At 44.1% G+C, this 13151-nt stretch carries 9 protein-coding genes; 4 read left to right on the top strand and 5 right to left on the bottom strand.

Annotation, left to right across the window (positions count from 1 at the left end; all coding sequences use genetic code 11):
• The first annotated feature begins 31 nt into the window (after nucleotides 1–31).
• Nucleotides 32–1882, top strand: coding sequence for a lipid A export permease/ATP-binding protein MsbA (gene msbA, locus EL162_RS05740; protein ID WP_126330709.1), 1851 nt, complete (start codon nucleotides 32–34; stop codon nucleotides 1880–1882).
• A 77-nt stretch (nucleotides 1883–1959) separates the two neighbouring features.
• Here msbA and EL162_RS05735 read toward each other — a convergent pair whose 3' ends face one another.
• Nucleotides 1960–2166, bottom strand: coding sequence for a cold-shock protein (locus EL162_RS05735; RefSeq protein WP_076555302.1), 207 nt, complete (start codon nucleotides 2164–2166; stop codon nucleotides 1960–1962).
• Nucleotides 2167–2523: 357 nt separating this feature from the next.
• Between EL162_RS05735 and aroQ the strand changes: the two genes are divergently transcribed.
• Nucleotides 2524–2982, top strand: a complete 459-nt coding sequence (gene aroQ, locus EL162_RS05730; RefSeq protein ID WP_126330707.1) for a type II 3-dehydroquinate dehydratase — start codon at nucleotides 2524–2526, stop codon at nucleotides 2980–2982.
• Nucleotides 2983–3071: 89 nt separating this feature from the next.
• Entirely contained in the window at nucleotides 3072–4262 is a 1191-nt protein-coding gene (locus EL162_RS05725) for an ornithine--oxo-acid transaminase (protein ID WP_126330705.1), read from the top strand.
• Between the two features lie 62 nt (nucleotides 4263–4324).
• Here EL162_RS05725 and ttcA read toward each other — a convergent pair whose 3' ends face one another.
• From ttcA to ppsA, 4 genes are all read right to left on the bottom strand, one after another.
• A complete protein-coding gene (gene ttcA / locus EL162_RS05720) occupies nucleotides 4325–5389 on the bottom strand; it encodes a tRNA 2-thiocytidine(32) synthetase TtcA (protein ID WP_375537712.1) in 1065 nt (354 codons plus the stop codon).
• Between the two features lie 32 nt (nucleotides 5390–5421).
• Nucleotides 5422–8106, bottom strand: a complete 2685-nt coding sequence (rlmKL, locus tag EL162_RS05715) for a bifunctional 23S rRNA (guanine(2069)-N(7))-methyltransferase RlmK/23S rRNA (guanine(2445)-N(2))-methyltransferase RlmL (protein ID WP_126330701.1) — start codon at nucleotides 8104–8106, stop codon at nucleotides 5422–5424.
• Between the two features lie 124 nt (nucleotides 8107–8230).
• Nucleotides 8231–9355, bottom strand: a complete 1125-nt coding sequence (locus EL162_RS05710; RefSeq protein ID WP_076555299.1) for a mechanosensitive ion channel family protein — start codon at nucleotides 9353–9355, stop codon at nucleotides 8231–8233.
• A gap of 109 nt (nucleotides 9356–9464) precedes the next feature.
• Nucleotides 9465–11843: a phosphoenolpyruvate synthase gene (ppsA, locus tag EL162_RS05705; RefSeq protein ID WP_126330699.1), complete on the bottom strand. Its 2379-nt coding sequence runs from the start codon at nucleotides 11841–11843 to the stop codon at nucleotides 9465–9467.
• Between the two features lie 430 nt (nucleotides 11844–12273).
• Between ppsA and ppsR the strand changes: the two genes are divergently transcribed.
• Nucleotides 12274–13128 (top strand): posphoenolpyruvate synthetase regulatory kinase/phosphorylase PpsR, encoded by an 855-nt coding sequence (gene ppsR, locus EL162_RS05700; protein WP_076555297.1) that lies wholly within the window; start codon nucleotides 12274–12276, stop codon nucleotides 13126–13128.
• The last annotated feature ends 23 nt before the right edge of the window (nucleotides 13129–13151 follow it).

The following is a 13151-nucleotide window of genomic DNA, read 5'->3' as shown; positions in this document are numbered from 1 at the left end:
TTCTCAACTTTTTAGTCAGTAATTATTTGTTATGATTCATAAACTCACCTTTGGTTTGTTCAGCAAAAAAGATGCCGAAAGTTTTATGCGGCTGATGGGCTATGTCAAACCATACAAAGCACGCATTTTTCTTGCCCTGCTGGCAATCATTGGCGTCGCCTTTACCGAAAGCTATCTGGCAGCATTTATCGCACCGTTGGTCAATCAGGGCTTTGCCATACCTGACACTCGCGAAACTCCCCTGCCTGCTTTTGATGGCATTGCTGCAACTTTAAAATATTACAAAGATGTAATGCAGTACGCCATTTGGGGTACCGAGAACAAAGTATGGATTGTACCGTTGTTTTTTATGGGCTTGGTGATTTTTCGTGGCATTTGCCGTTTTGTTAGTCAGTACATGATGAGCTGGGTATCCATTGTTGCCATCAGCCATCTACGCCGTGATATGTTTGACAAAATGCTTGATTTGCCCTCAAGCTACTATCAAAACACCTCTTCAGGTCATGTGCTAATGAACATGGTGCAGATGGCAGACAACTCAATCAATAACGGCAGCGAAGTTTTTATTGTCCTGACCCGTGATACTTTGATTGTTCTTGGGCTGACTTTTGTACTGTTTTATCTTAACTGGCAGCTGACTCTGATTGTGCTGATTATGTTTCCGATACTGTCTTGGTTGTCTCGATATTATAGAGATAAACTAAAAGATATTATTAATAATGCACAATTATCCATCGGCTCTCTGAACAATACCGTCAATGAGACACACCAAGGGCATCGTGTGGTGAAATTATTTGGCGGTCAGGCTCAAGCTGCCAAACGCTTCGGTCAAGTCAATGACACCATTGTTCGCTTGAGTAAAAAAATCACCCAAGCCAGTGCCACCCGCTCTCCTGTTAGTGAAATCATTGGCTCATCAGCCCTTGCGGTGGTGATTTTTATCGCCCTGTGGCAAAGCCAACAAGGATTAACCACCATCGGTGAGTTTATGGCATTTATCGTGGCGATGATGCAAATGTTTGGCCCTATTAAAAACCTTGCCAATATCAGCATTCCAATGCAGACGATGTTTTTGGCTGCCGATTCTGTGTGTCAATTTTTGGACGAGAAAAACGAAGAAAATCGTGGCACAATTCGCCTAAACCAAGTGGTTGGCAATTTGCACTTTGAAAATATCGATGTGCAATATGCCAGCGAATCCAAAAAAGCACTGGATAATTTTGACCTAAGCATTCAAGCAGGCGAAAAAATCGCTTTGGTTGGTCGCTCAGGCTCTGGCAAAACCACCGCTGTCAATCTGCTGCCACGCTTTGTGCAACCAACTGCGGGCAAAATCACCATCGATGGCGTGGATATTAATGACATTGAGATTGGCAATTTACGCACACAATTTGCCCTTGTTTCTCAAGACACTTTTTTGTTTGATGACACTTTGTTTGAAAATGTGCGTTATTCCTCCCCGCAGGCAAGCGAAGAGCAAGTCAGACAAGCCCTACATGCCGCCAATCTATCCACGCTTATTGAACAGCACCCCTTGGGACTACACCAACCAATCGGTGCCAATGGCAGTCAACTATCAGGTGGTCAGCGTCAGCGTGTTTCTATCGCCAGAGCCATTTTAAAAGACGCACCCATCTTGCTGCTTGATGAGGCAACCAGTGCTTTGGACAATGAATCAGAAAAACTGGTGCAACAAGCACTCGAACGGCTGATGGCTGGTCGCACCAGTATCATCGTTGCTCATCGCCTTAGCACCATTGAACAAGCCGATCGTATCATTGTGATGGACGAAGGCAAAATCATTGAGGAAGGTTCGCATCAACAACTGCTGGCAAAAAATGGCTATTATGCCAGACTACAAAGCCTTGATATGAACAAATAATTTGACAAGTTTACAAAACCATGCCCAGCAAAGACTTTGGCACAAAAAAACAGCAGTAAGAACTGCTGTTTTTGGCATTATAGTTTGCTGACTTCTTCAGCTTGCAGGCCTTTTTCGCCTTCGCTGACGATAAACTCCACCGCCTGACCTTCTTTTAGTGAGCGATAACCCTCACCAACAATCGCACGAAAATGCACAAATACATCTTCACCTGTAGCACGCTGAATAAAACCGAAGCCCTTGGCATCGTTAAACCATTTTACTGTACCTTGTTCTTTTGACATGGTGATTTCCTTAAAAAATTACACAACCTGATATCTGCCTCGACAAATTAATCTCGATAACTGGCAAAAACAAAATCCACCAACCTTACAGATATCTTGCACGATTATCTTACCATTATTTCTGATAATTACAAATACTTACATAGGAAAAATTACAAATACCCAATATTTTTTTATAAAATACCAAAAAAATTGCTATATATTCCATACAATTAGCCAATGTTAATTATCAGTTAATAGCCTGTCGCTAATGGCGAGATTACACCCAAGCCACAGAAAATTAACAAAATCCACAACAAATATTTGCCAAAACTTGGCAAATTCGCTACAATGAATTTTTGGTTTTGGATCAAGTTTATGTCTATTGCCACCTCAAAAAAACTTGCTTTGATTAATGGTGCTAATCTGCATTTGCTCGGCAAACGAGAACCGCACCTGTACGGCACGACCACCCTGCATGACATCGAGCAGCGATTGCAGGCACAAGCAGCACAACACGCCATTGAACTGATTGCTTTTCAGTCAAATCACGAAGGAGCGATTGTTGATTTTATTGGCGAGATTGGTCTTTTGGCAGCACACCCTATTGATGGCATCATCATCAACCCTGCCGCCTTCACCCACAGCTCCATCGCCATTCGTGATGCCCTATCAGCACTAAACAAGCCTTTTATCGAAGTGCATTTATCCAATGTTCATGCCAGAGAGCCTTTTCGCAGCCATTCTTATTTTTCGGACAAGGCGGTTGGGGTGATTTGTGGGCTTGGTGATATTGGTTATGATATGGCGTTGCAATGGTTTATTAAAAATTTATAAATCATTAATCATTATTAACCTTAACTGACAATTATAACCAGCGTCAAGATTCATCATATCATTTTGGAGTTTAACTTTAAGGAGTATTTATGACTAGTAAAACCGAACAGCTCATCGCACAAAACGATCGTTATGGCACAAAAAACTATTTGCCACTGCCTATCGTCATCAGCAAAGCCGCTGGAATCTGGGTAGAAGATCCAGAAGGCAAACGCTATATGGATATGCTCAGTGCGTATTCGGCGGTCAATCAGGGTCATTGCCACCCACGCATCATTGACACACTCAAGGCACAAGCGGACAAGGTTACGCTGACCAGTCGTGCATTTCATAACGACCAACTTGCCCCATGGAGCGAAAAAATCTGCAAACTGGCAGGCAAAAGCCGAGTATTGCCGATGAATACAGGTGCTGAAGCGGTCGAAACCGCCATCAAAACTGCACGACGCTGGGCTTATAATGTCAAAGGCGTGGCGGACAATCAAGCCGAAATCATTGCCTGCATCGGCAATTTTCATGGCCGTACGATGGGTGCGGTATCGCTGTCATCAGACCCTGATTATAAGCGTGGTTTTGGCCCAATGCTTGGCGGTATCAAACTTGTGCCTTATGGTGATATTGAAGCCCTGCAAGCAGCAATCACGCCAAACACCGCTGCATTTTTGATTGAGCCAATTCAGGGTGAGGCAGGTATCAATATCCCGCCAGCAGGCTACATGAAAAAAGCGTTTGATGTCTGCAAACAGCACAATGTATTATTTATTGCTGATGAAATTCAAGCAGGTTTAGGTCGCACAGGTAAGCTATTCGCCTGCGAGCATGAAGGAGTTGTGCCTGATATGTACATTCTGGGCAAGGCATTGGGTGGTGGCGTGTTCCCCATCTCTTGCGTGCTGGCAGATGATGATATTTTGGGAGTGTTTGAACCAGGTTCGCACGGATCAACCTTTGGTGGCAACCCGATGGCGTGTGCCGTCTCAATGACCGCTCTTGATGTTTTGCTTGATGAAAATTTGGTTGAGAATTCTGCCGAACTGGGTGCGTATTTTTTGGCTCAATTACAAAAAATTGACAATCCTATCATCAAACAGGTGCGTGGTCGCGGGCTGTTTATCGGCATGGAACTTAACACATCGGCACGCCCTTATTGCGAAAAGCTCAAGGAATTAGGACTGTTGTGCAAAGAAACTCATGATACCGTTATTCGCTTTGCCCCACCTCTTATCATCAGCAAAGCCGAAATTGATGAAGCTTTGGAAAAAATTCGCCAAGTGCTATAAGTCCAAAACCAAAAACCTAGCATCGTGCTAGGTTTTTTGTTGGTGGGATTTTGGTGATACGCCTAAATCAATGGATTAATCACAGGGATTTTATACGGTTTGTCCGAATCCTGCGTATCGTCTGCCTGCTTGGGTGTGTCAGTAAACTTTGGATTAAAATTTTGCACCAAAGGATTAATCGGCAAGCCCATCTTGTCAAGCTCTTCTGTCAACCCTGCTTGAATTTTTTCACCTTCAAACAGTCGCTCATTATCATCTCGAGCAAGCGTCAGATTCTCAAAATCAAACAAATTGCGATCAGCCAATTGGCTTGGAGCGACATTTTGCAGTGCCTTAAACATACTGGCAAGTCGCTTTGGGTGAGCATTATCCCACTCTCGCAACATCTCATTAATCATTGCTCGTTGCAAGTTTTCTTGTGAGCCGCACAGGTTGCAAGGAATGATGGGGAATTTTTTGTAATTGGCGTATTTAATAATGTCTTTTTCGGCAACATATGCCAAAGGTCGAATCAAGACATTTTGCTTATCATCGCTTAATAATTTTGGCGGCATGGCTTTTAGGCTGCCACCATGGAACAAGTTCAAGAAAAAAGTTGCCAAAATATCATCACGATGATGCCCAAGTGCCACTTTGGTTGCACCGATTTGCTTGGCAAAACCGTATAACGAGCCACGACGCAGACGAGAACACGCCGAACAATAGGTCTTGCCTTCTGGTACGACAGATTTTACGATGCTATAAGTGTCTTTTTCAAGAATGTAGTAAGGAATGCCCTGCTCTGACAGATAGCGTGGCAGCACTTCTTCAGGAAAGCCGGGTTGCTTTTGGTCAAGATTAACCGCAACCACCTCAAATTGAATCGGTGCAATTTTCTTTAAAAATAGCAAGATATCCAGCAAAGTAAAGCTGTCTTTGCCACCAGAGATGCAGACCATCACCACATCGCCATCTTCAATCATCTTAAAATCGCGAATCGCCCACGACACTTCTTTGCGTAGCTTTTTTTGTAATTTTTTAAAGCGAGTTGATTGAATACCATCATCAAAGTCATGGCGATCATCGTCTGCCTGCTCATCATCGATTGTATGGGTGGTGTCATCACGACCCAAAAGTACCTCGGTCAGTTCTTGTTGCTCGTCATCGGTTTGAAATTGATTCATGACTGTTTATCCGTTGTATTTGTCTTTGCTTTGATACTGTAGCGTTTTTCGCTTAGGTTTTGTGTATCTATATTTAATTTATCATTTAATTTTTTTGCCAAATTCGCACCGTCTGCCGCCTTAGGGTTGATATACACTCGCTTCGTACCAGATTGGCTGGGCTGCTGCTTACTTTGTGTTTTATTGGCTTGGCGTGGATAAGTTGGGCGATTTTTTGACCTAGGTTCCTTCACTTGTGGCAACCGCTTGGCACTCTGCCTTTGTTTGCTGTCTTGCTGCTTGCTGTCTTGATAAGTCATCAACTCTTGGCGTGTGGTTTTATCAAGCACCCTTTCATCAACAAAATCACGCACTGGGGCATTTTTGTGGCGGATTTCATAGCTTTGATGAATTGGCTTTTTGCTATTAAAATCAAAACCAATGGTCTTGTGGGTAATCTGCACAATTTCATAGCGAGCCATCAATACCTCATCAAGCTCAAACTTGCTGAAATTGTTGCTAAAATACAACACGCCATCAGCACTCAAGCGATTCATCGCACGATTGATAAGGGCTGCATGATCTCGCTGCACATCAAAAGTACCCTTAAACTTCTTGGAATTGGAAAAAGTTGGCGGGTCAATAAAAATCACCTCAAACTGCTCGGTATTGTGCTTAATCCACTCAAACACATCGGCAGCGATGAACTGATATTTCGGCAGATATTCGCCCTTATCTTCGATAATGGCATCAAGCAACAAGCCATTTAAGGCAAAATTCTGCTTACCCCAGTCCAAATAATTGGCAGACAAATCAACGCTGGTTACTTGCTTTGCTCCAGCCAGTGCCGCATGGACGCTTGCCGAACAAGTATAAGCAAATAAATTCAGCACTCGCTTACCACGACTGGCCGATTTGACAAGCCCACGCATGGTGCGATGGTCAATAAACAAGCCCGTATCCAGATAATCGGTAAAATTCACATAAAAATACGCACCATCTTCTCGTGCCAGCCACAACTTACGACGCTTGCCATGTTCAGTTTTGGTGTATTGCTCATTGCCTGATTGCTTGGCTCGGGTTTTGATAAAAATCGCCTCACGAGACACGCCAAAAACCTCTCGCACCATCTGTAGCACCAGATTAAATCGCATCTTGGCAACATCGGCAGGAATTTGCTTGGGCGGTGCGTATTCTTGCACATGGATTTTGTCGCCATAAACATCAATGGCAACATTAAAATTCGGCAAATCAGCATCATAAACCCGCAAGTTACTCACTGCATATTTATTGGCTTTATTTTTTAGATTTGATAAATTTTTTTGTAATCTATTGACAAATTCTTGTGCCTCTTCATGGACAATGTGTTGTTTTTGCCAATCGTCAATCAGACTCGGCAGTTTTGCCAAATTCAACTCGCCATGGCGAAAATACACCGTCAAAGCACCATTATGGCAACGCAAAGTATGCGGGCTTAGTATCGGCAAAGTATCTGCTTGCTCAACCTGACTTGCCAATACCGCCATATATGCCTGTTGCACCCCTGCTTGTTGCAACGCCTCTGCACTGATCAAACCCAAACCCTGATACAAAGGCTTGATAAAATCCAGCTCACCAAGCCGCTCTCCATAAGGCGGATTGGTGATAATCAAAGGATTTTTGGTTGCAAGCTCAGGCAGGGCAACCAAAGTACGCGGCAGATGGTGCAATGCTTGCTGCTGCAAGGTGATGCTCGGCAATAGACAACCCAAGCCTGCCGCCAATAAATTCTTATGACAGGCTCGGATTGCTTGAGCATCGGCATCCAAGGCAACGATTGTTAAGTTTTGTTGTTGTAGCTTGGCAAGGCGTGCATGAAAATCATCATTTGCCGCTGCCACCATATCCAACCACAGCGATTCATTGTGGTGCTGCCAAGCATAAAAACCAAACTCACGACTTGCCTTATCAATCCCCACAGGATAGCCTGCACGCATGAGCAATGCTTCACTGATAAAAGTCCCAGAGCCGCACATTGGATCAATGATGGCATCAAACTCTCCAGTATGCCAGTTGCACTCATACAATAGTGCCGCTGCCAAATTTTCTTTTAAAGGGGCTGCGGTATTTGCCACTCGATAGCCACGGCGGTGCAAGCTGGTTCCTGACAAATCCAAAAAAAGCTCGGCAACTTTTTGATTGGCGGTTGCAAAAATCTGAAAATCAGGCGATTTGGCATCAACATCAGGGCGTGCAGCAAACGCATGGTTAAAGGTGTCAGCGATAGCATCTTTGATACGCAAGGTGGCAAATTGCTGATTAACTGTCAATCGCTTATCGGTACTTAGACGCACCGCAAATCGATGCTCCAGCCCAAACAACGCCGTCCAGTCAATTCTTCTTGCAAATTGGTACAACGCCTGCGGAATGTCTTCATCAGGCACTTCTGTATTATCAGTTATTTTTTGTTTAAAATGATACTCGCCCAGTGGTAGCAAGACACGGCTTGCCACGCGGCTATACAGACAGATGTGATAAAGCTTTGTCAAATCAATACGCACCAGCACACGCCCTGCACGCAAGATTTGTGGTGCAAGCTCAAAACTTTCAAGCTCGATACATAACGCTGCCTCCAATCCGTCTGCACAAGTGATGATGATATAAAAATCATCAGCACAAAATTGGGTTAAATTGGCAAAATATGCAGGGATTGCTAGGCTCATAAAATTCCAAAATTTTTATTTAAACCAAATATTATAGCACAAAACTGTCAGATTTTCTCACACTCTGTCATTTGCTTAGTTCGGCATAAATTTGTTATACGCCCAAATGATTGCCAAAACTTCGCTACTGCTCACTACCCAGCTTGGGATTGTCTAGCAGTAATTTCATATGAGGAAATGGCACTTCGACACCTGCCTCGTCCAAGGCACGCTTGATTTTTTCATTGATGTTTTCTTTAATCACAGGAATGCGTGCAACCGACAGTGGAGCTACCCAAAAACGCACCACCAAACGAATGCCAGATTCGCCAATTTCGGCAACTGTTGCCAGCGGTGCTGGGTGCTTTAACACAACCTCATCTTTTTGCAAGGTTTTGATGATGGCACTGCGTGCTGTGGTAATGTCAGCGTGCAAGCCAATACGAGTTGTTACCTCAAAGCGAATCATTTTTTTGGAAGTAAGATTCACCACCTCCGATGAGGCAACTGAGGAATTTGGTATGATGATAATGATATTATCACGGTCAAGAATTTGGGTGGCACGCAGTGAAATTTTGACCACTCGCCCTTCTTTATCACCCAAGCGAATCCAATCACCGACCTGAAACGACTGCTCAACCAAAATCACAATGCCTGCGATGAAGTTTGCCAGCGTGCTTTGCGATGCCCAGCCCACCGCCAAACCTGCAATACCCAAACCTGCCACGATAGAGATGACATCAAAGCCAAATTTTGCCATCACGGTTGCAAATGCCAATGCCAAAATCAGCACCAACAGCAAATTTTTGAGCAGCTGCTCAATAGAGGCATTTAGCTCATAATGCTTTAACACACGGCTTACCATCTGCCCACTGGCTGCCCATAGAGCATAATAAAACCCTGCCCAAGTCGCCGCCTTTGCTGTGGCTTTGACCGTATCAGCCTGCAAACCAATCTGCGACATAAATGCAAGCAAGCTGGTCATAAACCACAAATAACGCAAAATTGCTCGGGCAATGCGTGCATAACGGTGCGACAAGCCAAACAACTTACGCAGCGTCTTCACCACATACACCAACAGCCAATATATAAAGCCAATCAGCACAAGCAAGATGACAATTTTGATACTGGTACGCAATACAGACAGCCCAATATTTGCCAAACTTAGGGTCTGATCGTCAAGTGAACCACCAAGCAACTGGTAGATATTTTGGTACAGTTCTGTTAAGATTTTCTTAAAAAAATTGGCAACTGTAGTCGCGGCAGTCATGATAAAAACAGCTAAAGATTATCAATAATCATAAATAACATGATGGACAAAATAACCATCAAAGAACAAAAGCCACAGCCCTTAAGTAAAATCTTAAGGGCTGATCTTATTATTTGGACTGATTGTTTTTGTCAGCCAAAAAGAACCAAGTTTTTAGCACAGTATCAGGGTTTAGGGATACCGAGTTAATACCCTGCTCCATCAACCAATACGCCAAATCTGGGTGGTCAGATGGCCCTTGACCACAGATGCCGACATATTTATTTGCCTTACGGCAGGCATGAATAGCCATTGCAAGTAACTTTTTGACCGCTGGGTCTCGCTCATCAAACAAGCGAGAAACGATACCGCTATCACGATCAAGCCCAAGTGTTAATTGCGTCAAGTCATTTGAGCCGATAGAGAAGCCGTCAAAATATTGCAAAAATTCATCGGCAAGCAACGCATTGGTCGGCAATTCACACATCATGATAACTTCAAGTGAATTTTCGCCACGCTTTAGGCCATTTTTTTCAAGCAATTCAATAACTTGCTTTGCCTCATCGGTAGTACGCACAAATGGAATCATAATCTTGACATTACTAAGTCCCATATCATCACGCACATATTTTAAGGCACGGCATTCAAGCTCAAAGCAATCACGGAAATTCTCTGACACATAGCGAGACGCTCCACGGAAACCAAGCATTGGGTTTTCCTCGCTTGGCTCATACAGCTTGCCACCGATGAGATTGGCGTATTCATTGGACTTAAAATCACTCATACGCACAATCACAGGCTTATCACGAAACGCCACCGCAAGCGTTGCAATGCCTTCAATCAACTTATTGATATAAAACTCCACAGGAGAATTATATCCTGCGATTTTTTCGTTTACCGCCTGCACGATTTCTTGTGGCAGGCTGTCAATATTCAGCAGAGCTTTTGGGTGAATGCCAATCATGTTGCTGATGATAAATTCCAAGCGAGCCAATCCCACGCCTTGATTTGGCGTTTGGGCAAAATCAAAAGCACGATCAGGATTACCAACATTCATCATCACCTTAAAGTCAAGCTCAGGCATGCTGCTGATGGAGTTGCGATGGACTTCATAGTTTAGCAAACCTTCATAAACAAAGCCAGTATCGCCCTCGGCACATGACACTGTAACCTCTTGACCATCAAGCAGCACTTCGGTGGCGTTGCCTGAACCGACAATCGCAGGCACGCCAAGCTCTCGGGCGATGATGGCTGCATGGCAAGTGCGACCGCCACGGTTGGTGATGATGGCTGATGCTCGCTTCATCACAGGTTCCCAGTCAGGATCTGTCATATCCGACACCAGTACATCGCCCGCTTGCACCTTACTCATCTGGCTAAGATCGCTGACAATACGCACCGTACCGCTGCCGACACGCTGACCGATTGAGCGGCCTTCTGTCAGCACTTTTGCTCCTTTTGAGTTGATGGCATAACGCTCCATATAACTCTTGTCTTGGCGAGATTTGACCGTTTCTGGGCGTGCTTGCACAATGAAAATCTCACCACTGTCGCCATCTTTTGCCCATTCGATATCCATCGGACAGCCATAGTGCTTTTCGATAATCATCGCCTGCTTGCCAAGTTTGGTTAATTCATCACTACTTAGGGCAAACTGCAAGCGTTCCGCCTTGTCCACTTCGACAATTTTGGTGGATTTTTTGGTATTGCCTTCATCGCCATAGATCATTTTGACTTGCTTGGCACCCAAATTACGGCGTACAACCGCTGGGCGATTTTGCTCCAGCAGCACTTTTGACAGATAAAATTCATCAGGGTTTACCGCACCTTGTACCACCATCTCACCCAATCCATAGCTGGCGGTGATAAACACCACTTCATCAAAGCCAGACTCAGTGTCAATGGTAAACATCACGCCGCTTGTGCCAGTCTCTGAACGCACCATACGCTGCACGCCTGCCGACAATGCCACGCCAGCATGCTCAAAACCCTTATGAACACGATAAGCGATTGCACGGTCATTATATAGGCTGGCAAAGACTTCCTTGATGGCAATCAACACATTATCAATGCCACGAATATTCAAAAATGTCTCTTGCTGCCCTGCAAATGACGCATCAGGCAAATCCTCCGCCGTTGCTGACGATCGCACCGCCACGGCAATGTCTTCGCCAGCAGACAATTCGGCAAACGCCTCGCGAATCTCGTCTTCCAAATCCTTTGGTAGTGGCTGCTCAATCACCCAGCGACGCACCTTCGCCCCTGTCTGGGCAAGCTGCTCAACATCATCAACATTTAAAGTTGCCAGCTCATTGTTGATTTTTTCAAGCAAACCCGTCTCGCTCAAAAAGCGGTTAAACGCCGCCGCTGTTGTTGCAAAACCATTTGGCACATTTACGCCCAACGCACCCAAATGACTAATCATCTCGCCCAATGATGCGTTTTTGCCACCAACAATCTCCACATCATCTTTGCCAAGCTGACTAAAAGCAATGACTTGCTTGCTCATATCTTACTCCCATAAAATGCACAATCAATCAGACCTTTGGCTTGTGAATTTATTCGCAAAAATTGATTTTTTAAATAGATTATTTACAAAACAATGTATTGCAAGAGAATCCTTTGTGGCAAGCTGTTAAACCATCACGATTTTCTCGCCTTGCAACAAGCCTAAGGTAAACCAAGCATTGTAAAAAATCTATAAAATCAATTCACCCAAACAAGGTCAAAATTGTTGCCTAATTTGATATTCTTGCGGTGATTATAGCGACAAATTTGCCAATACTCAATCAATTTATCAATTTATTCAAAATAAAAATATAGCCATAAAATACAAAAATATCAAAAAATCCAGCGGTAACAAACAAACTTATTGGCAACTGTGCTATAATGAAGTAGATTATGAAAATTTTCCCAACATTAAGCAAAAAGAACACGACATGTATGTCCACACACCCACACCGCCCCCACCTGCCATTCGTAGTGCATTTTTTATTTCAGATGGTACTGCAATTACCGCTGAAACTTTAGGCAAGTCATTGCTCAGTCAGTTTAGCGATGTTGAGTTTGACATTCAGGTAATTCCCTATGTTGATACCATTGAGCTTGCCAAACAAGCCGTAGAGCGGATCAACCGTGCCTTTGAGACAAGCAAATTACGCCCCTTGGTATTTGACACCATTGTCAGTGATGAAATTCGTGAAATCATCAATTCTGCCAATGCTTATAATTTGGATATTTACGAAGGCTTAATCAATCGTATCGCCACCGAAATCAACCACGAACCCAACCCTCATGCTGGCATGGCACACAGCCATGTCGATTCTGACGACTATAAGGCTCGTATTGATGCGGTGCATTTTGCCCTAGATAATGATGATGGTGCTCGCACGACACATTATGACGGTGCTGATATTATCTTGATTGGATTGTCTCGCTCGGGCAAAACCCCAACCTCGTTGTACTTGGCACTACAATATGGCATTCGTGCTGCCAATTATCCCTTGACCGAAGAAGACCTTGACACCAGCCAGCTGCCAGCTGCCTTAAAGCCTTATCACAACAAACTATTCGGGCTAACCATTGATACCGAACGGTTGGTACGCATTCGTCAGGAACGCCGAGCAGGCAGCCGTTATGCCAGCCTTGCTCAGTGTCAAGAGGAACAGCGAGCCATTCAGGCAATTTATAGCAGCCAAAAAATCCCAAACTTAAATGTCTCGGAAATGTCAGTTGAAGAAATTGCCACACGCATTTTACAAATCACGGGGCTAAAAAGACGCATCGGCGTCTAGCGATGGACTTTGTTATCAAAAAC

It is taken from the genome of Moraxella cuniculi (assembly GCF_900637105.1).
In the GTDB taxonomy this organism is placed as follows: domain Bacteria; phylum Pseudomonadota; class Gammaproteobacteria; order Pseudomonadales; family Moraxellaceae; genus Moraxella; species Moraxella cuniculi.
This window is presented reverse-complemented; position numbering and strand designations above follow the sequence as displayed.

Excerpts from the sequence above, each read along its gene's own strand:
- msbA (WP_126330709.1), top strand. The coding sequence starts at position 32 with ATGATTCATAAACTCACCTTTGGTTTGTTCAGCAAAAAAGATGCCGAA.
- EL162_RS05735 (WP_076555302.1), bottom strand. The coding sequence starts at position 2,166 with ATGTCAAAAGAACAAGGTACAGTAAAATGGTTTAACGATGCCAAGGGC.
- aroQ (WP_126330707.1), top strand. The coding sequence starts at position 2,524 with ATGTCTATTGCCACCTCAAAAAAACTTGCTTTGATTAATGGTGCTAAT.
- EL162_RS05725 (WP_126330705.1), top strand. The coding sequence starts at position 3,072 with ATGACTAGTAAAACCGAACAGCTCATCGCACAAAACGATCGTTATGGC.
- rlmKL (WP_126330701.1), bottom strand. The coding sequence starts at position 8,106 with ATGAGCCTAGCAATCCCTGCATATTTTGCCAATTTAACCCAATTTTGT.
- EL162_RS05710 (WP_076555299.1), bottom strand. The coding sequence starts at position 9,355 with ATGACTGCCGCGACTACAGTTGCCAATTTTTTTAAGAAAATCTTAACA.
- ppsA (WP_126330699.1), bottom strand. The coding sequence starts at position 11,843 with ATGAGCAAGCAAGTCATTGCTTTTAGTCAGCTTGGCAAAGATGATGTG.
- ppsR (WP_076555297.1), top strand. The coding sequence starts at position 12,274 with ATGTATGTCCACACACCCACACCGCCCCCACCTGCCATTCGTAGTGCA.